A 24863-nucleotide genomic window follows, 5' to 3' on the forward strand; every position below is an offset into this window, starting at 1 on the left:
TATAAGAATGGAAATAGGAGGTGTGTATGCGCCGAATTTTGATTGCGATTGCAGGTTTGGTGGTAATTGCAGGTATTGTCTTTTTTTCCTATCAACATATTAAACAGCAACAAGCTAAAGACAGTAGCCAAATGTTCGATGTGGTGATGAATGAAAAAATGAGTGAACTTTATGAACAGGCTCAAGATTGGTCTAAACCTGTACAACTCGATATTCATGATAAACGGCTCGCAGGGCACTATAAGCAAGTCTCAGAATTTCTTTTAAGTTATTGGGTTCAAAATGTAAATGCGCGTAATGAATACTTAAGAGAATTAAAGGCTGCAAAATGGGATACTTTTTTAAATGTTGACCGTTTGGATATTGATAAAAAGCAAAAATATGCTGAAACAGAAAAGATGTTAGCTGACGTTCGAAAAGCTTCAGATAAATACCAATCTGAATATGAAAAAATTCATAAAATCTTTCTCGCTAAAATACAGGAATTATCTGTTGATGCAGATACCAGACAACTTCTTGAAATGAAATTGGGAACTCAGCAAAAAGCTGATCAAGACCATACGATTTTTATGATTGAGCTGCAAATTTTAGATGACGCAGAGCAAATGTTTAAACTTCTAAAAAACTATTCGTGGCAAAAGAAAGACCATATGATTCTTTTTCATGAAAATGCTCAAGTTAAAAAATTTAACGAGCTTTATCAACATGTCTTAAAGCTTAATGCAAAAATAGAAAGTATTAAGAAAAAGAACGTGGCTGCTTTAGAAAATGAGTTAGAAGAATAATTACAGCATGAGCATCAATCATGATGTATTGGTGCTCTCAGCTTTGCCTTTTATCAAGAAAGATTGTAATAAACTTTGAGAAGTTTGTAGTTTGTTTAACTGCTCCGATACATGCATCAGCTCTGTTTGTAGCTTTTCTTGAACAATAAGGCAAAGCGTAAATACCCTTTCATCTAAATCAAAACATGGTAATAACACCTGAATGTCTTTTAGTGTCATACCCGCATCATTTAATATTTTAATTTTCTTAATATTTTCAATATCTTTTTGCGTATAACTTCGATAGTTATTACTTGCTCGATGCGGTTGTATTAGCCCTAAACTTTCATAATAACGCAGCATACGCGGACTAACTTTAGTAAGCTCAGCGACTTTAGCTAGGTTCATAAAATAGGCTTGACCTTAACAGTGGTGTCATAGTTTAGCATGTTTTTATCTTTCAAAATGGTACTTGTTCAATGATCAGAAAACTCATTTTATTGGTGTTATTTGGATTAATGTTATTTGCTGCAAATACCAAAACACTGGAACATCAGGAGAAGAACATGCGTCAAATATTTGTACTTCACGGTTATTCGGCTTCTATACATGATCACTGGTTCTTGGACCTAAAACATCAAATAGAAGATGAACATACGGCTGTTACTTTAATACCATTTCCAGATTCTGAGCATCCCAATGTAGATGCTTGGCAGAAGGTTTTAGATGAACAGATACCAGTGGTTAATGAAAATACTTATTTTGTGGCACATAGTTTGGGTGTCATTACCTTACTGCACTTTTTGCAAAGACATGATTATAAAAATATTGGAGGAATGATTTTAGTATCCGGATTCTCTGGACCAATTGCAGATTCTTCCCCTCTCACAGCTTATATAACACAGAGCAAAGTCGACACCAATTATTTTAAGAGCATAAAGAAAAAGTTGGTGTATTTATCTGATAATGATGATTTGGTTCCACCACACTTAACGATTCAATTGGCTAAGGATATTGATGCGCCGTACATTACTGTTCCTAATGGCGGGCACTTTTTAGGTCGGGAAGGTTATACGGCATTTCCTCAATTGGTCGACTCTTTAAAAGAAATGTTAGAGAACAAATAAAATCTATAAGATAAATCTCACCCTATAAATGGTTATAACTCATTTATAGGGTGGTTTTTCTATTCAGCTTTTTATTAAGAAAGTCCCTTACTATTACATTAAAAATTTTAATTATATTTACCGTTTATCTGAGCCTTACTGAATCACAAAGCAGTTTGTTGTAGCCTATTTATAGAGACCTTTATTTGAATCTTCATCTTTTGATTGAAACAGGATGACTGATTTTTTGGAGCTAGTTATGAACTTTCTAAAACAATCAGCTTTAATCGCTGCATTTGCTTTTATGGGTTTACCAACTGTTCAGGCAGAAGAAGTAACGACTTTACCCACTATTCGCGTTATGGCTGAATCTGAGCTACGTGATGAGGTGGGCTTTGTGCCGTTTCAAGAAGATAAGAAGGTACGCCAAGCACTACAACACCATGAATATAAAATACATAACGATATACAGAATGCTTTAGTCCCAGAAGGGATGACGACCATAGATTATCAGCCCGTTATGGCGCAGCCTGATCTCTCACAACTTTCTCCATTTTTACGAGAATATATTCTAGCGGTAGCGGGCGGGATTCAGTCTTCTGACCCAACCAATGGTCTTTTTGAAATGTTAAAGCCGTTGAACATTAACCGAAGTAATGTCGATGCTTATCGTGAAGGTACGATGAAAGTAAATTTAGATGATATTTTGAAATTACAGCAACAAATCCAAGATGGTTTAAAAGGCCGGTAAAATAAAAATCCCCGCATTGAGCGGGGATTTTTTATCTTGGTGTTAATTAAACACGTTCGATAATCGTTGCGATACCTTGACCAAGGCCGATACACATGGTCGCAAGACCGATTTGAGTATCTTGTTGTTCCATTACGTTTAACAACGTAGTGGTGATACGAGCACCTGAACAGCCTAGTGGGTGACCAAGAGCGATTGCACCACCATTTAAGTTCACGATGTCTTGTTTGTCATACAGACCTAAGCCTTTAAGAACAGACAAGCCTTGTGCAGCAAATGCTTCATTTAACTCAACAGTCTGGATATCAGCAATTGATAAGCCAGCACGCTTAAGCGCTTTTTGAGTCGCTGGAACTGGACCGTAACCCATGATTGCTGCGTCACAGCCTGCTACTGCCATAGAGCGAATTACAGCACGTGGTTTTAAACCTAATGCTTGTGCACGTTCAGCAGACATAAGCAACATTGCAGAAGCACCGTCAGAAAGAGCAGAAGAAGTTGCTGCTGTTACTGAACCACCTTTAGGGTCAAATACAGGTTTTAATGCTTTGAATGCTTCAAGGTTTGCATCTGGACGAATCACTTCGTCGATGTCACAAAGGATTTTGAAACCATTTGCATCGTGGCCTTCAACACCAACGATTTCATTTTTGAAACGACCTTCCTGAGTTGCAGCCCAAGCACGGCGGTGAGATTCGACACCGAACGCATCTTGTTCTTCACGAGTAATGCCGTTCATACGACCTAACATTTCAGCAGTTAAGCCCATCATATTAGATGCTTTTGCATAGTGTTTAGATGCTTCTGGGTTAAGGTCGATGCCGTGCATCATACCTACATGGCCCATGTGCTCTACACCACCAATAATGAAGATGTCACCTTGGTTAGTCGCAATTTGTGCTGCGGCAGTGTGGATTGCCTGCATAGACGAACCACAAAGACGGTTCACTGTTTGACCAGCAACAGTTTTAGGCAAGTCAGCCAATAAACCGATGTTACGGCCAATGTTCATACCTTGTTCTAGAGTCTGGTTTACACAGCCCCAGATCAGGTCTTCAACTTCGTTTACATCAAACTGGTTACGGGCAACGAGCGCACGTACAAGTTCAGCAGATAAACTGTCGGCACGTACATTACGGAACATACCGTTTTTAGATTTGCCCATGGCAGAACGAACGCCATCAACAATCACAACGTCACGTGGATTTAAAGTAGCCATTCACGTCGCTCCTTAACCGTAGAATTTTTTATTGTTAGCAGCCATGTCGCGCAACATTTGCGGCGCTTCATAAGCCTTACCTAAGTGTGCATATTTATCGCAAAGTGCAACGTATTCAGCAACACCAGTTTGGTCGATGTAACGGCATGGACCACCACGGAATGGAGGGAAACCTACACCCATAATCATTGCCATGTCTGCTTCAGATGCAGTTGCTACAATCTTGTCTTCCAAGCAACGAACTGTTTCGTTACAGAAAGCAAGCATCATACGGTCAATGATTTCTTGGTTATCAAATTCGCGTTTTTCGCCAGTTACGAACGGAGCAATCACTTCATACGCTGTTGGATCAACAGTTTTTGCTTTCTTGCCTTTCTTGTCGAGTTCGTATTTGTAGAAACCTACGTCATTCTTTTGACCAAGACGCTTCGCTTCATACATTGCTTGGATTGCGCCTTTGTAGTCTGGCTTCATACGGTCAGGGAAACCTTCAGCCATTACTTCTGCACCATGCACACCTGTATCAATACCTACAACATCGATCAGGTAAGCAGGACCCATTGGCCAACCAAACTTAGACATTACATTGTCGATTTGTTGGAAATCTGCGCCGTCTTTTACAAGAAGGTCAAATGCGCCGAAGTAAGGGAACAATACACGGTTAACCAAGAACCCTGGGCAGTCGTTTACAACAATTGGTGTTTTACCCATTTTTTGAGCAAGAACGACTGTCGTTGCAATTGCTTCTTCAGAAGTCTTTTCACCACGAATAACTTCTACAAGCGGCATCATGTGAACTGGGTTGAAGAAGTGCATACCAACGAAGTTTTCAGGACGTTGTAATGCTTTTGCCAAACGTGTAATTGAAATTGTAGAAGTATTAGAAGCAATGATCGTGTTTTCACGAACATTTTTCTCAGTTTCTGCAAGTACGATTTCTTTAACTTTTGGATTTTCAGTTACCGCTTCGATCACGATGTCGACTTCTTTAAACTCTTCGTAGCTTAAAGTAGGACGAATACGTGCAAGCGTTTCACCCATTTGTGCAGGCTTCATTTTCTTGCGTTCAACTTGCTTAGTTAACAAGTTGTTAGCTTCTGACATACCTAATGCAAGTTGTGGGTTACCAATATCTTTCATGATAATTGGAGTGCCTTTGCTTGCTGCTTGGTAAGCAATACCACCACCCATAATACCAGCGCCAAGTACAGCTGCTTGGTTTACAGGGTGAGCACCTTTTTCATGTTGTTTAGATGCCTTTTTCACAACTTGGTCATTGATGAATAGACCAATCAATGCGCCAGCTTGTGGAGTAATTGCTGCTTTAGCAAAGCCTTCAGCCTCAGCTTTTAATGCTTCATCACGTGCAAGGCTTGCACCAGCTTGTAATGAATCAAGTAATAGTTTTGGAGCAGGGTATTGAGCAGGATTTGCTTTAGCAAGTACTGCACCTTTTGCTGTGTTGAACGCCATCATTTGTTCAAGCGGGTTCAATTTTACAGCTTCAAGTTTCTCTTGACGTTTTGCTTTCCAGTTTAAACGACCAGAAATTGCTTGTTTAACCAAGTCAGTTGCAGCATCAAGTAATTTGTCAGCAGCTACAACAGCATCTACAGCACCATCTTTAAGCGCAGCAGCTGGTTTTTTAGGAGCAGCCATTGCCATCCATTCAACCGCGTTATCGATACCAATAAGACGGCTTAAACGAACACTACCACCGAAACCAGGGTAAATACCGAGTTTGATTTCTGGTAAACCGACTTGTGCAGCTTCTGACATCACGCGATAGTCACAAACTAAACACATTTCAAAACCACCACCCAAAGCCATGCCGTTAATAGCAGCAACTTTTGGAAGGTCTAAATCTTCAAAGCTATTGAAGATTTCGTGAACAGGCATAAGCCAGTCAACAATCGCTTTTTCGCCTTGTGCGAAGTTTTCACCAAACTCGGTAATATCTGCACCTACAATAAATGTAGATTTACCAGAAGTTACGACTAAGCCTTTAATATCGTTATTAGCTTTTACAGCCGCGATAGCAGCTTTGAAATCTTCAATTGTTGCACGGTTAAATTTATTGACCGACTCACCTTGTAAGTCAAAGCGGAATTCTGCAATTCCGTCCGCAAGCATTTGGACGGTAATGGCATTGCCAGCGTGGATCATGCCTGATCTCCTTAGTTTTGGAGGATTTCTAAGTTGATGTTATGAAGCGTGTGTACAGCTCCGGTACACATTTATGCTTCGCTAATCTTACGATAACTATATCTAAAAAGAACCCGACAAGTTGTATCAAGCCGTGACGCAAGGGTCATCTTATTTTTTGTTGAATTCATACCAATTAAATGCATAAAGAAAATCATAGAGATAGCTATTGGTTAGAGGTTTTTGTTTTAATTTAAGTTTTTATTTATAAAAAGTATAAATTTTTAATTTTTTATATAAAAAATAAGAATTTTATCCTATTCACTTCTTGTCAAAAAGGTCAATTGTTCTGGTGTGATGTCTAAAAAAATCGACTACAAAGTCACAATTTTCTAATGAATGATCACCACAACAAATTAAGCGCTTTTTTTATATTCAGACCCCTTAATTTTCCGAAATACACTGTTTAATTTTTTACATTCGCTTTTTATAAGTCAATTTTGTTAAAATTTGCGCCAATTAAATAAACTTCCGGTTGCTATTACCTTAGAAAATTAAGGTAAGGTTGCCCTAAACTTTGAAAGAGTAGCAATATGATTAAGTGGATCATATTAGCGATTTTTGTGATATCTGCATTGTATATCCAACATCGCGGCAAAGTGCGTCACTCGTTTTATCGTCAATTTTTTGACCATTCAACCTTGCTCGCACCGATTAACTTTTTAATGTACATCTTTTCAAAGGTACCGAATCAACCCTATATCGACACTCAACACTTTAAAGATTTAAAAGTGTTAGATGAAAATTGGGAAATGATTCGAGATGAAGCGAAAGCTTTATATGAACAAGGTGGGATTAAAGCATCAAGTACCTATAACGACTTAGGTTTTAACTCGTTCTTTAAAACAGGGTGGAAACGTTTTTACCTCAAGTGGTATGAATCAAGTCATCCTTCAGCTGCTGAGCTTTGCCCAAAAACAACGGCTTTACTCAAAACATTACCAACCATTAAAGCGGCAATGTTTACAGAGCTTGCTCCTGACAGCCGTTTGGTAAAACACCGTGATCCATATGCGGGATCACTCCGTTATCATTTGGGTCTGATTACTCCAAATGATGACCGTTGTTTCATTGATGTAGATGGTGAAAGATACTCTTGGCGTGACGGTCAAAGTGTCGTGTTTGATGAAACTTATATTCACTATGCTGAAAATAAGACTGATCAAAACCGTATTATTTTCTTTGCAGACGTTGAACGTCCAATGAAAGTAAAATGGATGGAACGCTTCAACCATTGGTTTGGTCGTAACGTAATGACTGCGGCAAGCTCACCGAATGAAACAGGTGACCAAACAGGGGGGTTAAATAAAGCCTTTGGTTATGTTTATCAAATTCGTATTAAAGCTAAAGCTTTAAAAGCTAGTAATCGTAAGTTGTATTACTTCTTGAAGTGGTTCCTCATGCTTGGAATTTTCTTCCTGATTTTTGTTCGACCATACGTATTTTAATGAAAGCGCCCGAAATAAAAATTCTGCGTGATTGAACTAAGCCACACCTTCGAGTGTGGTTTTTTTTGTGGAAAGTTTCTGAGAGGCCTCTGTGCCACAACAGACTTTAATTTTTTGCGCTGATTTAAAGTAATCAACCATTGCGACACAGAGATAAAGAGCTAAGCCAACGCTTAGCCCAGACTACTTTTGTCACACCGCTGCATGGTGTTCAAAAAAGTAGGGGCAAAGTCCCGTGGGAGAACAGGACTTTGCAAACTGACATGTTCTAGGCGTTGCATCATTTTAGGGGAATAAGCTTTTTCAAGTTGCTGGTAAATACAGTCACAACTCGACTCGCTATGCCCACCTGACAAGCAAATTTTTTCAAACTCCTGCTGAGTGTGTAAATTGCAACCCGAAATGCCCAAGCTACCTAGAACTAAACTAAAAGTTAAAATAGATTTATAAGTTTTCATATTATTCTCATAATGATTTATATCTATGAGTAGAATAAAAATATAATGGGTTTAAATGGTTAAAATAAATTTTAGTTAATAATTAATCCTCCTAAAAAGCAGGAAAATAAAATGATTAAAATTTTTAAAATAAAAATAATTTATAGATATAAAAATAAGGCATAAAACCAAATTTTAAATAAATAAAATAATTAAATTAGAGAGAAAACAAGTTTGAATAATGGCATGGCCAACTCCTTAAAAAATGGAGTCCTACCACCAGATTACCGCGAATTAATTAGGGTGGTAGAACGAAAGGGGGTTAGCAGACTGGAATCTATGGGACCAGCACGCACAGGGCGTCCCCCTCCCGTCCTACCGCAAAGAAAAGGGGACGCAAGGGTCTAACGACTTATAGATTGTACTATAACCCGCCATAGATTACGGTCTGCTAAAACCGACTGGCAATGTAGGCCAGCAACGAGATAATAATAGTTAAAATTAAAAGCGTCAATTATTAAAAAGGATTTTTATTTAAAATAAATGTGATTTATTTTTATTAAATTTTTTTATTTTAAATATTATTTAGGAAAATATTTATAATATTTAAAATTTCTAATTAATCTGAAGTTTTATATAAGTGTTTGGTCGGTTGAAATGAATTTGATTGATTGGTTGTAGCTAAGTATTTTGCTTTTATAAGAGGATATCTTTGCCTCAATATTTATAGAAAGATTAAAGGGCCAGAAAGGGTATTTTTTTATAAAATAAAAACGATAAATTCATTTTGTGACTCATTTCACAGTGCTGGCAATTTGTTACAACTATTAAAAGCCAACGCATAATTTTGATTCTACAATTGCTCCGTTTTTTCGAAGACTGATTAGCGGAAGTAGGTTTCAAAATGGCTCATGCTCATCACGTAGCTCATGCACATGTTCACCATATTAAATTGAGAAAAGAAGAAAGTTCTCAGGGTGACTTAAAAACGAAAGCGATGTTAAACAAAGCTTCTGCTGAGACTAAAAAGCATGGCCGAACGACTTCTAAAAGACATAAAGTAGAAGATCAAAACATTGATCTACATAAGTTCTCAAGCAAACTTGAAAGCATGTCAGCAAAGCACAGCAAAGAGAAATGTGCCAAGAATATCCGTATTGCTCTACAAGCAGCAGGTGCAGATGTATCAAAGCATCCTGTAGCTGCATCTGACTGGGGACATACCTTAGAAAAGAACGGCTATAAGAAAATCAAACCGGCATTTAACCGTCCTCAAGAAGGGGATATCTATATTATTGAACGCACCAGTGGGCATACCTACGGACACATTGCTGGCTATACGGGTAATGGCTGGTTCTCTGATTTTCGTCAAAAAACCTATGCGGTCTATAAAGAAAAAGACGTGAAATATAGTTACTATCGCCTCGATTCTTAAGGTAGTACGACACATATTGTCGGGCTGATTCATGATGTGTTTTCAAATTTAGGTTCTGCCACAGTAAAGCACTTGAAAAGTAAGGATGAAAACATCACATTAGGTATTCAATATTAAGCCATGTATGCCAATAGTGAATCAAAACGCTCGTCCCCATATTGAAAAAATTTTAGCTAACCTGACCCAACTTCCAGGCGTTTATAAGATGCTAGGGAAAGAGGGAGAGTTGTTATATGTGGGTAAAGCTAAAAACCTAAAAAATCGGGTATCGAGTTATTTTGTCAAAACTATTGAGCATCCGAAAACTCAGGCTTTAGTTGCACGAATTTATGATATTGAAACGCTCGTTACGCGTTCAGAAACTGAAGCGCTGCTTTTAGAACAAAACTTAATTAAGCAACATCGTCCGCCTTATAACATTATGCTGCGTGACGATAAGTCATATGTCTATATCTTTGTATCGGCAGATAAACCTTATCCGCGAATCGCCAGTGGACGTGGCAAAGGTAAGCATCAAATCGGGAAGTTCTTTGGCCCGTATCCAAGCGCTTATAGTGCTCGAGATACCTTACTGGTTTTACAAAAACTTTTTAATGTGCGCCAATGTGAAAATACTTACTTCTCACAGCGCAAGCGTCCATGTTTGCAATATCAAATCAAACGTTGCTCGGCCCCATGTGTAGGCTTAGTCTCACCAGAAGATTACAAAGAAGACGTCAATAACAGTATTCGCTTCTTACAAGGTGATACCAAAGAATTAAACCAAGAACTGATTGCGAAAATGGAGCAGGCAGCGGCAGATCTTGAATTTGAAAAAGCTGTTTTTTATCGAGACCGTTTGTCTTTACTTCGCGAAGTACAAGCACAGCAAGCTGTTTTCAAAGTGAAAGGTGAGGCGGATATTTTAGCCATTGCCTATCAGGCTGGTGTGACATGTGTGCAGATTATGCATGTGCGTAATGGTCGTATGTTAGGCGGCAAAAGTTATTTCCCTGACATGTTGGGCGATGACCTCGGGCAAATGCTAAGTGACTTCATGGCAAACTTTTACTTTCAGGTTGCCGATGAAGTACCAAGCGAACTGATTGTGAATACTGCCTTACCTGACCGTAAAGAGTTGGAAGAAGCTTTAGCACAGCAGTTTGGAAAGAAAGTCCAGATTAAGAGCAATGTGCGAGAAACACGTGCCGAATGGTTAGAACTTGCCGAAATGAATGTTCAACATGCGATTAAAGGACAGTTGAGTAATCATTTAGAACTTAATGAGCGTTTCCACCAGCTTGAGCAGGTAGTTGGCCGTCCGATCGATCGGATTGAATGTTTTGATATTAGCCATACCATGGGTGAAGCACCGATTGCATCATGTGTGGTATTTGACCAAGGTGGTGCACGTAAACGAGACTATCGCCAATTTGCCATTCAAGATATTACTGCGGGTGACGATTATGCAGCAATGCGCCAAGCTTTAACGCGTCGCTATAAAAAGGCAATGTTACCAGATTTACTTTTAATTGATGGTGGTAAAGGCCAGCTCCATATGGCTATGGAAGTTATGCAAGATCTTGGACTTGATGCTTTCATGATTGGTGTTTCAAAAGGTGAGGGACGTAAACCGGGCCTTGAAACGCTTCATTTTACTGATGGTACAAAAATTCAGTTACCTGAAGATAATAAGGCACTACACTTGATTCAACAGGTACGTGATGAAGCTCATCGCTTTGCCATTACCAAACACCGCGCTAAACGTGACAAACGCCGTAGTACTTCAGTTTTAGAAGCAATTCCGGGCCTAGGACCTAAACGCCGTCGAGATTTATTAACACATTTTGGTGGAATTCAAGGTGTGTTAAAAGCATCTGAAAAAGAATTGACGGTAGTGCCGGGCTTGGGTGAAGTGATGGCAAGAACGATTTATAAAATTTTGCATGAGTAGTCATGTCTTACTTATGTGAGTGACAAAAGCGCTCTTAAATTAATAGCTGAATGATCATTCACATGTTGGTCAAAATGATGAAAGATATTTCTTAATCATACGCATGATTTAGGGATAGGAATGTCATTATTACAACTATGGGAAGATGTAAAACAAAATGAATGGATTGACATACCCGCAGGATGGTTACAGGGCCGCACCGTTTTTGGTGGCCTTGTTGCTGGGCTATTAATGCAAAAGGCATGTTCCTATATTCAAGATTCAAATAAAAGATTATTAAGTTGTAGTGTTACTTTTGTAGGTCCTGTACCACAAGGCGCTGCCCGATTGACTATTGAAGTTTTAAGAGAAGGAAAGTCAGTCACTACGCTTGAAGCACGTTTATGGCAAGATAATGCAGTTCAAACGATTTTGGTTGCAAGTTTTGGCGTGTCTCGTGTGTCGAGTATTGAGGTAAAACAAGAACCCATAGCACCTGCTTATGTACAACCAGAAAATTTAACCGTCATTCCTTTTGCGAAACATATGCCGGAATGCTTTCAGCATTTTGAAGTCTGTTGGGCTGAGGGTAATTATCCGGTGACGGCAAGTGGGTATCCTGACTTTGGTGGTTGGTCAAGGTTCTCACCAGAACAACATGAAAATCGTCAAATGACATTACCTGATTTGATTGTGCTTATGGATATTTGGCCGCCGGGTGTATTGCCAATGTTTAAGCAAGTTGCGCCAGCAAGCTCTTTAACATGGCACATTACTTGTGTTCATCCAGTTCAGCATCAGTTGTGCGACTGGTTTAAATATAAAGTCACGACTGAATATGCAGCTGAGGGTTATTCCACAGAATATGCATATCTTTGGGATCAAAATGATCATTTAATTGCAATCTTGCGGCAAACTGTTACGGTATTTACCTAAGTAATCTACTTTCTCGATTCACATATTTCGTATAAAGTGGCTGTTACAGATAGATACAATATTGAAGTATGTGTCGTTGTCTGTTAAAAGATGCGTGAAGACTAAATTGGCGGTGTTTATGACCACAGGGCGAATCCTGAATATCCCAAATATCCTAACTTTGGCGCGTATCGCGCTTATTCCTGTATTTTTGGTGATTGCATATTGGCCGCCTGCAATAGGTATTGGTGAGCACGTAGGAAGTATGACGCGTCATATTATCTTGACGGCTATTTTTGTGCTGGCTGCCGTAACTGACTGGTTTGATGGCTACCTAGCACGAACTTTGAACCAGACTTCAGCATTTGGCCGATTCTTAGACCCAGTTGCAGACAAACTTATGGTGGCAGCTGCACTTATTGTTTTAGTGCAGTGGAAACCGACAATTGCGATGGCTTTTGCTGCAATTGTTATTATTTCACGGGAAATTACCGTGTCTGCTTTACGTGAGTGGATGGCAGAACTTGGCGCGCGAACCAGTGTAGCCGTATCAACTGTAGGTAAATATAAGACCGCATTTCAAATGATTGCGATTAGTGTATTTCTACTGAATTGGCAGCCTTTAGAAATGCTGGCTTATGCTTTGTTATATACCGCTGTGATTCTCACTTTATGGTCAATGTTTATTTATTTAAAAGCAGCGTGGCCATATCTAAAACAACCCTAATGTCAGGTTGAATGATTAAGCCTTTCTATAACGAAAGGCTTTTTTTATTTTTGAAGAGTGCAAGAATCGGGTCGTCATAAGACTTTGGCTACTTTAAAGTAAGATTAAGTGCTAAGGAGGTGACAGATGCAAATGCTTTCTTCTCTGCAATTTGCTGTGATTGCCACAATTATTGAATATTTATATGAACATCTAGACCAGCAACCAAGCTTAGAAGATGTCGCGACATATATGGATTTAAGTCCAAGTTATATCCAGCGGCAGTTTCAGGAATGGGTAGGCATTAGCCCTAAGAAGTTTGTGCAATATATGAGCTTGCAGCAGGCAAAATATTATTTAATGCAGCAACGTAGCTTATTAGATACTGCTTTAAATACTGGACTATCGGGTACGGGTCGTTTACATGATTTGTTTATTCAGCTTGAGGGGATGACCCCAGGTGAATACAAGCAGCAAGGTAATGGGGTTGAACTGAATTATTCAGTTGAAACAAGCCCATTTGGTGATTTATTAGTAGTAAGTAGTGATAAAGGGATTTGTTCTGTTCGCTTTGTTGATAGTCGTGAAAATATTGAAGACATCATTAAACAATACTTTCCGAAAGCTCAACTAAGAAATCACTCTCCGATTTGGCATCAGCAAATTGCACAGTGGTTTAGACAAGATTTTTCAGAACACTTACAGCAGAAATTACCGCTTAATCTTGCAGGAACACCATTTCAGCTTCAAGTGTGGGAAGCATTACTTACTATTCCCGAAGGACAGCTACGTACTTACCAAGATATTGCTGAGCAAATTGGAAAACCTAAAGCAGTCAGAGCAGTCGCTACGGCAATTGGACAAAATCCGATTGCATATTTAATTCCGTGTCATCGAGTCATTCGTGCAACAGGAATGGTCGGTGAGTACCATTGGCAAAAAGGGCGTAAACTGGCATTGTTAGCTTGGGAAATGGCTAAGCAGCAAGGGGAGATTGCATGACACTAGATTTATTTTCTCCGGAGCCTTGTTCAAACTTATTGCCTTATGAAGGTGAGGTTCAGGATTATGGATGTATTTTAAGTACGGAAGAAGCCGAACAATATTTTCATTATTTGTACCACCATTTGGCATGGCGACATGATGAAGCGAAGCTATATGGCAAGCACTTTATTACACCCCGCAAGGTTGCTTGGTATGGAGATGAGCACTATCGATATAAATATTCTGGTGTTTTCCGTGATTCTTTGCCGTGGGACAGAGCACTTGCCAAGCTAAAGCAGCAAGTCGAGCAGATTCTTTCAGAAAAATTTAACTCTTGCTTGGCAAATCTTTATGAAGACGGAACGCAAGGTATGGCTTGGCATAGTGATTCGGATGTGTCTTTAGCTAGAACTACTACAATTGCTTCTTTAAGTTTTGGAGCAACGCGGAAGTTCTCTTTTAGACATATTCAAACCAAGGAAAAAGTTGAGATGTGGTTACAACCGGGTCAACTTATTGTGATGCGTGGTGAGACTCAACAATATTGGCAACACCGTTTAAATCGTTCTACAAAGATTTTACAACCGCGTATTAATCTGACATTCCGTCAGTTCAAATTTTCATAAGTTTTATTCTAAAAAATGGGCAAGAAAAAAGCCCATGATGGCAGCATGAGCTTATTCCTCTGAGGGAGAGCCTTCTATTGATGAGCTGCTGATGAAAAGAATCATCAATAGGTGCTAAAATCATAATATGAGAATATTTGGATATTTTCAATGCTTCAAAGTGTAAGAAAACTTTAAATTATCAAAAATATTATTTTAGATCTCACCTTTTTCTGAAAGTTCCATAAAGCGCTGTTCTATTAATGCAGCATTTTCTTGCAAAATTTCAATGAGTTTTTCAATATTTAAAAAATCAAAGCGGTTCTTTGATGCGACTAGTGTTAAAGCTAATGGAACTTCTTTACTTGAAAAACGAACGGGTACAGCAAGCCCTGAAACATTAGGATCAATCTCACCTTGTGAGAAATAGAAGCCTTGTTTCTTTATTTTACGCATGCGTTGGATAAAGCTTGGTTCATCCAGAGCAAAACCTGACTGTGATAACTCATGTTGAAAACGTTGATAATAGTCATGCATGCGCTGTTTACTTAAATGTGACACCATTGTTTTTGGTGATGCTCCAACATAGATCGGACGCGGACAACCTCGGCCATATGAAAGTAGCTCTGTATCTTTGAAGATTTCATGATGAATATCAATGCAGTAGTCATCATTTAAATAGGTGAGTAAACAGCAAAGTTCAGTGCGTTCAACAATGTTGCGCATAAACGGCGTACTGATTTGAACTAATGGATCGGTTGTTCTGGATACATAGTCAAGAACTGCTATTTTTGAGCCTAAAGTGTAATCGCCAGAAGTACCATTAATACGTTTTAATAAGTCGGCTGATACGAGTTCTTTCAGATAACGATAGCTGGTCGGTTTAGACAAGCCAAGTTCTTCGCAAATAATATCGACATTAATCACTGGTCGTGAAACTGAAAATAAATCCAGTACGGTTAAAATTTTGCCAAAACTTGAAATTGCCATGATGTCTTATTCGTATCCTTAATAAACGGGTCACACTTGAGTTCTTATAACAGAAAAATTGAAGCTTTGTCTCAATTCCAAGATAACTACCTGATTTAAATATTTTACGCTCAGAATCAGAAAAGTTCTCTTGATTCACACATCATATATGATTAACTAAAAACATATCAAATTATCAAATAAAGATATTTTAGTTGACTAAATCACTTTATTTTGAAAAAATTGTGCAGCAAAATATCTAATCGAGAAATTGGTTTACTCTGCCGACTTTTTCGATGTCTCTCCTTTCCTAAGCTTGGTCGTATAAATAGCGGCCAAACTGAAATCATCTCGGTACATCATGCAGAGATGTAGGAAAAATCATTGTATTGAAGGATGCTCTCATTAACTCATTTGTCTATAAGGCAAATGACAAAGTCGTGTTGTCTTTTTAAAAGGCAAATGGACACTGATGAGCATGCTCATCAGTTCAAATCTGTATTTGAGATGAGTTCATGTTATTAAAGCAAATACTGGCTTTCCGCCCGAGTAAGCTGGATCTAATTTTTGCAATAAAGACATTTATTGCCGGCATGTTGGCATTATTTGTTTCGTTTGAATTAGACCTGATTAATCCAATGTGGTCGATCGGTACCGTCCTGATTATCGCCAACCCTTATTCGGGTATGGTGTCGTCTAAGTGTGTCTATCGTGTTTTAGGCACGGTGGGTGGTGCCATTGTTGCGTTAACAATAACACCTCACCTGATTAATACGCCGTGGATATTTACGGTTGTGTTGTCACTATGGGTGGGCTTTGCGCTTTATGTATCCTTACTCGACCGGACACCTCGCAGTTATGCATTTATGTTGGCGGGTTATTCAACTGCAATGATTGCGTATAACGCGATTACATATATTGACCAGTACAATATTTTTGATATTGCTTTGGCGCGTGTACTCGAGATTTCAATTGGGGTAATTTCGAGTGCGGTTGTGTCTGCAACTATTTTGCCGATGCATATTGGTTCGGCTATTAAACAGCGTGTAACTAAGACACTCAAAGATACAGAGAACCTATTTGCTAATTTGTTAAATGCAGACCAGCAGCAAAACAATACACAGCTTTTAGCTGCGATTACTCGTGATACGACTGATATTCATGCTTTAGCAGTTCACTTGAGCTATGAAAAAGGTGAGTTACATGGCATGACCAAACCTTTGCAAGAAATGCTCCATCAAATGTCGATGGTGGTTGCGAACTTGGTTGCCTTATCTGAACGAATTAAACAACTGCAAGAACTCAATTTTATTGAAAGTCATTCAGACAAATTAAAGCAGCTTTCAGGTCATGTGATTCATTTTCTTGAACAGAAAGACCAGATGACTGATGAAAATGTTTTGCAGTTACCTGACGAGTTTGAAAATGATTTTTTGAACTTAAATGACTCGGCTTCAGAACATCAACAAGTGCTATTGGCTGCCATGAAAATGGATGTCCGCCACTTTATTAGTAATGTTTTAGCTGTAAAAGTTTTATGGCAACGCATCAAGAAAGGTAATAAAGAGATTCCAGATAACATTACCCCAATGACGACTAAATATCCAAGTTTGCACCGAGATCATGGTGTAGCAGTCAGAGGCGGTATTAGTGCGGTACTCATTACATTTATTGTGACAGGTGTGTGGATTCTCTCTGGCTGGAAAGCTGGATTTATGATGGCACAGATTGGTGCAGTAACAGCTTGTATTTTAACGGCCTTAGATAACCCTGTTCCTGTCTTGCGTATTTTTATATGGGGCAGTGTGGCTTCGGCTGTTTTAGTGTTTATTTATGCTTTTGGTGTTTTTCCTCATGTCACAACATTTTGGGAACTTGGACTCGTTCTGTTGCCGATGTTCTTATTTGCGGTTTCCATGATGGCGAATCAAGCACTCATGCCAGTGGGCATGGTGCTGGGTATTAACACCATGATGGGTCTGAACTTACACAATGCTTACAGCATGGATGCAGTGTCTTACCTAGACAGCTCATTTGGTATGGTTATGGGCGTATTGGTGTCTCTCATTGTGATAGATGTTGTACGTGCCATGTCACCCGACACCAGTGCAAACCGTATTTTAGCTTTACATTATCGCGCGATGCGTCAAGCGATTTATATACCTTATGGCATTGAATTCAAAGTACATTTGCGGGCGATGTTAGACCGTGTCGGTGTCTTAAATACTAAAATGGTTCAATCAGAAGAGATTAAAAAATCGATTCATCAAGCATTAGTTGAATCAAGTGCGATTGTTGATTTAAGCCGACTTCAAGAGTTAGCAAATCAATTTCAGCCATCTTCAGAACTAGCTCATCACATTGGCCGTTTGCAACAAGATTTAGATGAGCTGTTTAGAGCCAAAGAAAATGAAAAAGATGAAAGTGATGTATTGGTACAGCACATTCATCAGACCTTGTTTGAACTTAAACAACTTGCTTCACATATTGAAGATATGACTTTGCGTCAAAGATTATTTATTTCGCTAAATAATATTGCTTATAGCATGTGTCATGTCTCATCAAACCAAATGAATGCAGATCGTACGCTTACAGGAGCCACAGCGCATGGGTGAGTTTAATGTCTACGGTATTTACCTGCCCGCTTTGCTCGTCCAAGCCTTATTTGCATATATATGTTTCCGCTTGTTAAGTCCTTTAACTAACAAATGGATTGCACAAGGCTGGATTGCACTACCCAGCATTTTCAATTTGTGTTTTTACCTTTTACTACTTTTGGTGATACACCAAATTTTTGTTGGGTTAGGTGCTTAAAGATGATTGCCAGATTAAAGATTGAGTTAGGTGAGTAAAATGAATCAATTGGAGTTGAAAAAAGTCATCCGTCCAGTGATTTTGATTGTCGCATTAATGATTGCGGTCTATACCATTGTGCATTTATGGAACTACTATAATGCAGCGCCGTGGACACGTGATGGCCGAGTTCGTGGTGACGTTATTCAAGTCTCCTCAGATGTAGCAGGACTTGTAACGGAAGTATTGGTTCAAGATAACCAGACTGTCAAAAAAGGTCAGGTGCTTTTTAAAATTGATGTCTCTCGCCGAGCTTTAGATGTAGAGCAAGCAAAATCTGATTTGGCAAAAGCAAAAGCGGCCTATGCTCAAGCACAAGCAGGTCTAGCCCAAGCCAAAGCAAACTTGATTAAGTCGAGTACTAACATTAAGTTAGCCGAGAAAAACGCAAACCGTTATTCAAACTTAATGGATGGCGCGATTTCTAAACAAGAACAAGATCAGGTCTTTGCAACTCGCGATCAATCACATGCGGAACATGAGCAACTCCAAGCAGCTATTCAACAAGCTGAAGCCACTATTAAACAGCAACAGGCATTGGTTGAAGCAGCAACAAGTAACTTACATTTAGCAGAACTCAATATGCACCGTGCCGCTGTTGTTGCACCGGCAGATGGAACACTCTCTAACTTTGATTTGCGCCCAGGTAACTATGTCCAAGTTGGACAAGCGGTTGCAGCATTGCTAGATCGTAAACAACTTTATGTGGTGGGATATTTTGAAGAAACAAAATTAGACCGCATTCATATTGGCGATCAAGCAAGTGTGCAATTAATGGGTGACAGTCAGAAAATTAAGGGCCATGTGCAAGGTATTGCATCGGGTATTGAAGATCGTGAGCGTTCAAGTAGTTCTAAACTGCTTGCAAACGTAAACCCGACGTTTAGCTGGGTTCGTTTAGCACAGCGTGTACCTGTAAAAATTGTGTTAGATGAAGCACCAAAAAACGAGCTGGCTTTTGTTTCTGGTCGTACTGCTACAGTACATATTATTGAAAAATAAAAAATTGAAGTTTTTAAACCCAATAAAAAAGCATGTGTAAAACATGCTTTTTTATTTTTTATGGTGTTAAACCAACTGGATTGCGATACCAGCTTTGAATCAGCAAAGCTGCTGCAAAACTATCTGCTGATAATTTCTTTGCACGGCCTTGTTCTTGATAAAAACCAAGTTCTTCTCTTGCTTCACGGGTGGTGAGTCGTTCATCTACCATCCACGTTTCAATATTGGTTTGATGGCGTAAACGGCGTGCAAATTTACGTGCACGTGTAGAAAGCTCTGATTCGCTATCATCCATATTTAATGGAAGACCGACAATAAACAAATCAGGTTGCCATTCTTTAACAATTTTTAAAAGTTGGTCCCAGTTGGGAATCCCATCTTTCATCACAAATAATGGCAATGGATTAGCACTTTCAATTGCAGATTGGCCGATCGCCATTCCCATTTTTTGAGTACCAAAGTCAAAAGCCATAATTGATTTTGATTGTGTTGCAGTCATTAAGCATGTCCGATTTCAGAAGCCAGCCATGTACGATCTACACCAATTTTTTTATAGGCTGCATCCCAACGGTCATCATACGGCAAGTTAAAAATCAGATCCATGTCGGCATCACAAATGAGCCAGTCACCACGAGCAATTTCATCTTCTAGCTGGTTTTTACCCCAACTCGCATAACCGAGGGCGATTTGGTAGCGACCAACACCTTCGTTATGTGCAATTGCATCGAGAATATCTTTACTGGTGGTAATACAGACATTTTCACCGACAGCAATAGAGGAGTGCCATGTTGGTTGACCAGTATGAAGGACAAAGCCTGCTTCAGGGCGTAAAGGTCCACCTTGTAAAACCTCATGCGGATTTACATTGTCTGCATCAATGTCTAAATCATTGAGTAGTTCTTTAATTTGGATACCAGCAGGGCGATTGATAATAATACCTTGAGCACCTTCTTCGTCATGGCGGGCAAGATAAATTACAGTATTTGCAAAAAAGTCATCTGCCATTTCTGGCGGGGCAATCAGACAACGGTGAGTCATGTATTGTTTGGTCACCTAAGCGGTTCTCCCTCAAAAAATGTCGCTATAGGGTCTCTCGACCCTTTTTATGTATATAGGTTCTTTTTATCAACATACAAGAGTTAATCGGATTTCGCCAATCTTTTTCTCTCATTTTCTTTATTAATTTGAAGAAGCCTGAAATTTAAGTTGGCGTAATTGTTTAGCATGCTGCAAGGTCGTTTCATTAATTTCAACCCCACCTGACATACGTGCTAGTTCAGAAATAATCTGATTTTCATCGAGTTGTACAATGGTACTGCTTGCCGGATCAGTTTGTTGCTTTTTAACTAACAAATGTTGGTCAGATTGTGCAGCGACCTGTGCTTGGTGAGTAATACATAGCAGTTGGACATGCTGAGCCAAATCGGCAAGTAATCGTCCAACCACTTCAGCCGTACCACCACTAATCCCGACATCAATCTCGTCAAATACCAAAACTTCTGCTTCGGTCTTTTCAGCATTCATCACTTGCATGACGAGTGCAATACGTGAAAGCTCACCACCCGATGCCACACGCGCCAATGGTTGTGGTGGTATACCTTTGTTGGCAGTAAATAAAAGTTGAATAAAGCTTAAGCCTTCTGCACTTGGTTGCTCTAATGGCTCAAACTTAAACTCAAAGTGTGCCTCAGGCAGCGCTAAAGGCTTAACCTGCTCGGTTAATTGTTTTGCAAGTGGAGTAGCAGCTTCACGACGAATATTGTCTAAATGCTGGGCTTTTTCTAAGAACTCTTGATGTGACTTTTCTACTTGTTCTGCCAGAGTCTCTGGGTCTTCAAGTTGATGTAACTGTTCAAGCTCATTTTGCCATGTTTCGTACTCTTCTTTCAGTGTCTCTGGCTGAGTACGGTATTTACGTGCTAGACGATGGAAAACTTCCAATTTGGAATTCAGTTCTTCCATCCGTTCAGGGTCAAAGCTCTGACGGTCAATAAATTGACGTAAATTTGATGTTGCATCATCAATTTCACTTTGAGCATTAAGTAAAGAATTATAAATTTCAGAAAGCTGTTCACTACGTCCAGCATGAGATTCTAGTCGGCGAATGATCGATGACATTTCTTGAGTAATGTTTTGTTCAGCTTCATCAAGCGCATTCAAGCTATAGCTACAATCTTGCATGATATGTTCATGATGACTGAGACGATCAAACTCTTGCTCGATTTCTTTGTAATCGGTCTGAATGACTTCCTCAAGTTCTTCGATTTGCAGCTCTAAGGTCGCAATACGTTGTAGACGAGTTGCTTGAGCATCTAAGGCTGCTTGGTGTAAACGAATCGTGCGTTGCCATGTGCTATAAGCTTCGCGGACATTATTCGCTTCAGCATAAAAATTGTTATAACGGTCTAACCAATGCTTTGGATAAGGTGGTTCAAGAAGCTGTTGCTGGCTGTGCTGGCTATATAATTGAACCAATAGGCGCCCCAATTCTTTAAGCTCAGAGAGGCTACTTGGGCGGCCATTCACCCATGCTTTACTACGACCAGTTGCGAAAATAACTCGACGTAAATGAATTTCCCCAGAGTCATCATCTAGCTCATGGTCTTGTAACCATTTTGCCTCTGGGCTATTGTCCTGATAAGTAAAAACAGCGGTGATATCCGCCTTGTCCGAACCATAGCGGACATAATTTGTATCTGTACGTTCCCCTAAGCAGGCAGAAAGTGCATCCAGTAATAATGATTTTCCGGCACCTGTCTCACCTGTTAGAACATTAAATCCTTGTTCTATATCAATAGCTAAATGATCAGCTAATGCAAAATTGATTAAAGTTAAATGTGTGAGCATAAACGCATCCAACGCGCCAAATCATGGGTTAAAGATAGAGAAGTTTTGAATTTGCTACAAGTGATCTATTATTCTAAATGAAATTATAGAACAGCAAGATTGCGGATCTTTACAATGAAAAAAACATTAAGCTTACCGAAAGCACCAATAGGAATGATGAACCGCCATAAAAAAATTAATCCTGCTGAAATGAATAAAATTTTAAATCAGTATTTTAATGCATTTAAACAGGCTGCTGCACAAGGCGATTATCTCAAAGCTTATCAGCATGTAAAAAAAGCGGTAAATCTAGTACCACAGCATCCAGGAGCATTATCTGATTTAGCTTATATTGAGCTGCGGTTACGCCGTTATGAAGATGCATATCAACATTATATGCAAGCCATTAAAGCAAGTGGTTCTAACGTTAATACAAATCTATACGATGGATTAACCGAAGTTTGTCATCATTTAAATAAAAAAGAAGAAAAAATCAAATTTGGGCGTTTAGCCATTTCAACAAAAAAAGAACTCACAAAGAATGAGCCTGCTTTAAATATACCCCCGCATAAACCTGTACCATTTAGTTCTAATCCTCAAGAAAACATTATTGCTTTTTCTTTATTTGGAGCAAATCCGCGTTACTGTGAAACTTCAATTTTAAATACTAAGTTAGCACAAGAAATTTATCCGGAATGGACGTGTCGGTTCTATATAGATGATACCGTTCCTGAACTTGTACAGAAACGTTTACAAGCAAATGGTGCCCAAGTAGTACATGTCAGCTCCACTCAAAAACAGTTATCTGGTTTATTTTGGCGCTTTTTAGTCATGGATGATCCACTAGTTAAACGATTTTTGATACGGGATGCTGACTCTATCGTGTCTTATCGTGAAAAAGCTGCTGTCGATGCTTGGCTCAAGAGTGATCAATGGTTTCATTTAATGAGAGATAGCTATTCTCACACTGAATTAATCTTGGCGGGAATGTGGGGTGGTTGCTCAGGTATTTTTCATAATATTGAAGCACATGTCAGAGATTATGTCGCCACTGGAAAGTATCCGGATAATCGGGTCATAGATCAGCATTATCTTCGTTATCGTGTTTGGCCGACTTTAAAACAAAGTGTGCTTGTGCATGACAGCCAGCAATTTGATGAAAATGGCATCGATTTTCCGGCTTACGAGTTAGCTTCAATGCAAAATGACCCAGACAATTTTCATGTTGGCATGGATAATGGTTCACCAGTGGTTACAACTGCTGTGACACACCCAACCGCAGAGAAAGTTTATTGGGTTGTATTCGATGAAAATCACGATGAGGTTTGCAGATATGATGCAATAGTGTCGAAGAATCGAAATATTGAAGTAAATTTACCCCACGCTTTTGCTAAAAAAATTCAGTTACAGCAGTGGGAATTACAAGTCTATCCGTATGAAAACTGATTGATTAGTTATTTAGGCACAATTAAACTACATTCATCATAATTTATATAAATGCGGCATTATCTGGAGAGTGTGCATGAGTTCAACCCAATTTGATCATGTAACGGTCATCAAAAAATCAAATGTTTATTTTGGTGGAGCATGTATCAGCCATACCGTGCAATTTGAAGATGGAACGAAAAAAACATTAGGTGTTATTTTGCCGACTGAGCAGCCTTTAACATTTGAAACACATGTTCCTGAGCGTATGGAAATTATTTCAGGTGAATGTCGCGTTAAAATTGCAGATAGCAATGAAAGTGAATTGTTCCGCGCTGGTCAATCATTTTATGTACCAGGCAATAGCGTTTTTAAAATCGAGACTGATGAAGTACTCGATTATGTTTGCCATTTAGAAGGCTAAGAAATTCCTGTTTAAATCGGGTACACTATGCCCAAAGAAATCCTGTGAAGTTGGCTTTGCAGGATTTTTATTTTTTGCTCAAACGTTGTTAGAGGTCATGCATGGCAAAACCGGAATATTATTATGGCGTTCACTCAGTGGAGTCATTGTTAGAACTTGAGCCGGAGCGCGTGCTGACCTTGTTTACATTGAAGGGGCGCGATGATCAACGTTTACAAAAGATTTTGCAATTGGCTGAGCCTTTTGGAATTAGCGTACAAAAAGCAAGCCGTGAAAGTCTTGAGAAGCTTGCAGGCTTACCATTCCACCAAGGTGTAGTTGCAGCAGTACGTCCGCATCCGACGTTAAATGAAAAAGATCTCGATCAGATTTTGGCTGAAACTCCAGATGCCTTATTGCTGGCATTAGATCAGGTGACAGACCCGCATAACTTAGGGGCTTGTATTCGTACAGCCGCTGCAATGGGTGTTCAAGCAGTCATTGTTCCTCGTGATCGCTCAGCAAGCTTAACTCCAACTGCTCGCAAAGTCGCAGCGGGTGGGGCCGAAAAAGTTAAATTTATTCAAGTAACAAACTTAGCGCGTACTTTAGCGCATCTTAAAGAGACAACTCACGTACGTGTGATTGGTACAATGCTTGATGAAAGTGCTTTGCCTATTCAAAAATGTGATTTCTCTGGCCCAGTTGTCATTGTTATGGGTGCAGAAGACACAGGTTTACGTCCAATTACTCAGGCACAGTGTGATCATAAAGTTTATATCCCGATGTCTGGGAATTTACAGAGCCTAAATGTGAGTGTGGCAACAGGTATGGCACTTTATGAGGCTTGCCGTCAGCGTTCTGAGGTATAATTTAGCTGCCTTTCTCGTTTTAAAGC

Annotated in this window: 24 protein-coding genes; 16 read left to right on the forward strand and 8 right to left on the reverse strand. The window is 39.2% G+C overall.

Annotated elements, in window-relative coordinates:
* Positions 1-26: 26 nt before the first annotated feature.
* A complete protein-coding gene (locus J576_RS16915; RefSeq protein ID WP_002156981.1) occupies positions 27-785 on the forward strand; it encodes a hypothetical protein in 759 nt (252 codons plus the stop codon).
* An 18-nt stretch (positions 786-803) separates the two neighbouring features.
* Here the strand turns inward: J576_RS16915 and J576_RS16920 are convergent, their stop codons facing one another.
* On the reverse strand, positions 804-1172 hold the full coding sequence (locus J576_RS16920) for a MerR family transcriptional regulator (protein ID WP_002156979.1): 369 nt from the start codon (positions 1170-1172) through the stop codon (positions 804-806).
* A 71-nt stretch (positions 1173-1243) separates the two neighbouring features.
* On the opposite strand from J576_RS16920, the gene J576_RS16925 reads away from it, so the two are divergent.
* Together J576_RS16925 and J576_RS16930 are read left to right on the forward strand one after the other, a co-directional pair.
* Positions 1244-1891, forward strand: coding sequence for an RBBP9/YdeN family alpha/beta hydrolase (locus tag J576_RS16925; RefSeq protein WP_002157044.1), 648 nt, complete (start codon positions 1244-1246; stop codon positions 1889-1891).
* Between the two features lie 238 nt (positions 1892-2129).
* The gene (locus J576_RS16930) at positions 2130-2621 is read left to right on the forward strand and encodes a hypothetical protein (protein ID WP_002156995.1); all 492 of its coding nucleotides are present in this window, start codon (positions 2130-2132) and stop codon (positions 2619-2621) included.
* A 46-nt stretch (positions 2622-2667) separates the two neighbouring features.
* Here J576_RS16930 and fadA read toward each other — a convergent pair whose 3' ends face one another.
* The gene (gene fadA / locus J576_RS16935) at positions 2668-3840 is read right to left on the reverse strand and encodes an acetyl-CoA C-acyltransferase FadA (RefSeq protein ID WP_002157046.1); all 1173 of its coding nucleotides are present in this window, start codon (positions 3838-3840) and stop codon (positions 2668-2670) included.
* A 12-nt stretch (positions 3841-3852) separates the two neighbouring features.
* On the reverse strand, positions 3853-6006 hold the full coding sequence (gene fadB / locus J576_RS16940) for a fatty acid oxidation complex subunit alpha FadB (protein WP_002156941.1): 2154 nt from the start codon (positions 6004-6006) through the stop codon (positions 3853-3855).
* A gap of 572 nt (positions 6007-6578) precedes the next feature.
* Here fadB and lpxO point away from each other — a divergent pair.
* Complete coding sequence (gene lpxO / locus J576_RS16945) at positions 6579-7493, forward strand: lipid A hydroxylase LpxO (protein WP_002156921.1); 915 nt, start codon at positions 6579-6581, stop codon at positions 7491-7493.
* 173 nt (positions 7494-7666) lie between these two features.
* Here lpxO and J576_RS16950 read toward each other — a convergent pair whose 3' ends face one another.
* Positions 7667-7951: a hypothetical protein gene (locus J576_RS16950; RefSeq protein ID WP_002157039.1), complete on the reverse strand. Its 285-nt coding sequence runs from the start codon at positions 7949-7951 to the stop codon at positions 7667-7669.
* A gap of 883 nt (positions 7952-8834) precedes the next feature.
* Here J576_RS16950 and J576_RS16955 point away from each other — a divergent pair.
* The 6 genes from J576_RS16955 to J576_RS16980 all read left to right on the forward strand — a co-directional run bounded on the left by J576_RS16955 (position 8835) and on the right by J576_RS16980 (position 14508).
* Positions 8835-9365, forward strand: coding sequence for a CHAP domain-containing protein (locus tag J576_RS16955; RefSeq protein WP_002157041.1), 531 nt, complete (start codon positions 8835-8837; stop codon positions 9363-9365).
* 133 nt (positions 9366-9498) lie between these two features.
* Positions 9499-11298 carry an excinuclease ABC subunit UvrC gene (uvrC, locus tag J576_RS16960; RefSeq protein WP_031944813.1) on the forward strand — a complete coding sequence of 600 codons (1800 nt, stop codon included), beginning with the start codon at positions 9499-9501 and terminating at the stop codon, positions 11296-11298.
* A 120-nt stretch (positions 11299-11418) separates the two neighbouring features.
* Entirely contained in the window at positions 11419-12213 is a 795-nt protein-coding gene (locus tag J576_RS16965) for a thioesterase family protein (RefSeq protein ID WP_002156933.1), read from the forward strand.
* Positions 12214-12331: 118 nt separating this feature from the next.
* Entirely contained in the window at positions 12332-12919 is a 588-nt protein-coding gene (gene pgsA, locus J576_RS16970; RefSeq protein WP_002156973.1) for a CDP-diacylglycerol--glycerol-3-phosphate 3-phosphatidyltransferase, read from the forward strand.
* Between the two features lie 126 nt (positions 12920-13045).
* Entirely contained in the window at positions 13046-13900 is an 855-nt protein-coding gene (locus J576_RS16975; protein WP_002156992.1) for a methylated-DNA--[protein]-cysteine S-methyltransferase, read from the forward strand.
* Positions 13897-14508, forward strand: a complete 612-nt coding sequence (locus J576_RS16980) for an alpha-ketoglutarate-dependent dioxygenase AlkB family protein (RefSeq protein ID WP_002156920.1) — start codon at positions 13897-13899, stop codon at positions 14506-14508. The genes J576_RS16975 and J576_RS16980 overlap by 4 nt, the downstream gene beginning before the upstream one ends.
* Before the next feature lie 195 nt (positions 14509-14703).
* Here J576_RS16980 and J576_RS16985 read toward each other — a convergent pair whose 3' ends face one another.
* Positions 14704-15477, reverse strand: a complete 774-nt coding sequence (locus tag J576_RS16985; protein WP_002157015.1) for an IclR family transcriptional regulator — start codon at positions 15475-15477, stop codon at positions 14704-14706.
* A gap of 494 nt (positions 15478-15971) precedes the next feature.
* Between J576_RS16985 and J576_RS16990 the strand changes: the two genes are divergently transcribed.
* Genes J576_RS16990 through J576_RS17000 form a run of 3 tightly spaced genes read left to right on the forward strand, consistent with a single transcriptional unit; the run spans position 15972 to position 19311 of the window.
* The gene (locus tag J576_RS16990) at positions 15972-18071 is read left to right on the forward strand and encodes an FUSC family protein (RefSeq protein ID WP_002157006.1); all 2100 of its coding nucleotides are present in this window, start codon (positions 15972-15974) and stop codon (positions 18069-18071) included.
* Positions 18064-18270, forward strand: coding sequence for a DUF1656 domain-containing protein (locus J576_RS16995; RefSeq protein ID WP_002157017.1), 207 nt, complete (start codon positions 18064-18066; stop codon positions 18268-18270). Before J576_RS16990 ends, J576_RS16995 begins: the two co-directional genes overlap by 8 nt.
* 39 nt (positions 18271-18309) lie before the next feature.
* Complete coding sequence (locus J576_RS17000; RefSeq protein ID WP_002156989.1) at positions 18310-19311, forward strand: HlyD family secretion protein; 1002 nt, start codon at positions 18310-18312, stop codon at positions 19309-19311.
* Between the two features lie 58 nt (positions 19312-19369).
* Here the strand turns inward: J576_RS17000 and ruvX are convergent, their stop codons facing one another.
* The 3 genes from ruvX to recN all read right to left on the reverse strand — a co-directional run bounded on the left by ruvX (position 19370) and on the right by recN (position 22158).
* Positions 19370-19810 carry a Holliday junction resolvase RuvX gene (gene ruvX / locus J576_RS17005; protein ID WP_000127528.1) on the reverse strand — a complete coding sequence of 147 codons (441 nt, stop codon included), beginning with the start codon at positions 19808-19810 and terminating at the stop codon, positions 19370-19372.
* Positions 19810-20364: a YqgE/AlgH family protein gene (locus J576_RS17010; protein ID WP_001979301.1), complete on the reverse strand. Its 555-nt coding sequence runs from the start codon at positions 20362-20364 to the stop codon at positions 19810-19812. Before J576_RS17010 ends, ruvX begins: the two co-directional genes overlap by 1 nt.
* 126 nt (positions 20365-20490) lie before the next feature.
* On the reverse strand, positions 20491-22158 hold the full coding sequence (gene recN, locus J576_RS17015; protein WP_002156954.1) for a DNA repair protein RecN: 1668 nt from the start codon (positions 22156-22158) through the stop codon (positions 20491-20493).
* A gap of 114 nt (positions 22159-22272) precedes the next feature.
* Between recN and J576_RS17020 the strand changes: the two genes are divergently transcribed.
* The 3 genes from J576_RS17020 (at position 22273) to rlmB (ending at position 24837) form a co-directional block, all read left to right on the forward strand.
* Complete coding sequence (locus J576_RS17020) at positions 22273-23583, forward strand: tetratricopeptide repeat protein (RefSeq protein WP_002157008.1); 1311 nt, start codon at positions 22273-22275, stop codon at positions 23581-23583.
* 76 nt (positions 23584-23659) lie between these two features.
* Entirely contained in the window at positions 23660-23986 is a 327-nt protein-coding gene (gene ppnP, locus J576_RS17025; protein ID WP_000099685.1) for a pyrimidine/purine nucleoside phosphorylase, read from the forward strand.
* Positions 23987-24087: 101 nt separating this feature from the next.
* On the forward strand, positions 24088-24837 hold the full coding sequence (gene rlmB / locus J576_RS17030) for a 23S rRNA (guanosine(2251)-2'-O)-methyltransferase RlmB (protein WP_002156969.1): 750 nt from the start codon (positions 24088-24090) through the stop codon (positions 24835-24837).
* Positions 24838-24863: the final 26 nt, after the last annotated feature.

Origin of the sequence: Acinetobacter sp. 766875 (assembly GCF_000582055.1) — a bacterium.
Taxonomy (GTDB): domain Bacteria; phylum Pseudomonadota; class Gammaproteobacteria; order Pseudomonadales; family Moraxellaceae; genus Acinetobacter; species Acinetobacter nosocomialis.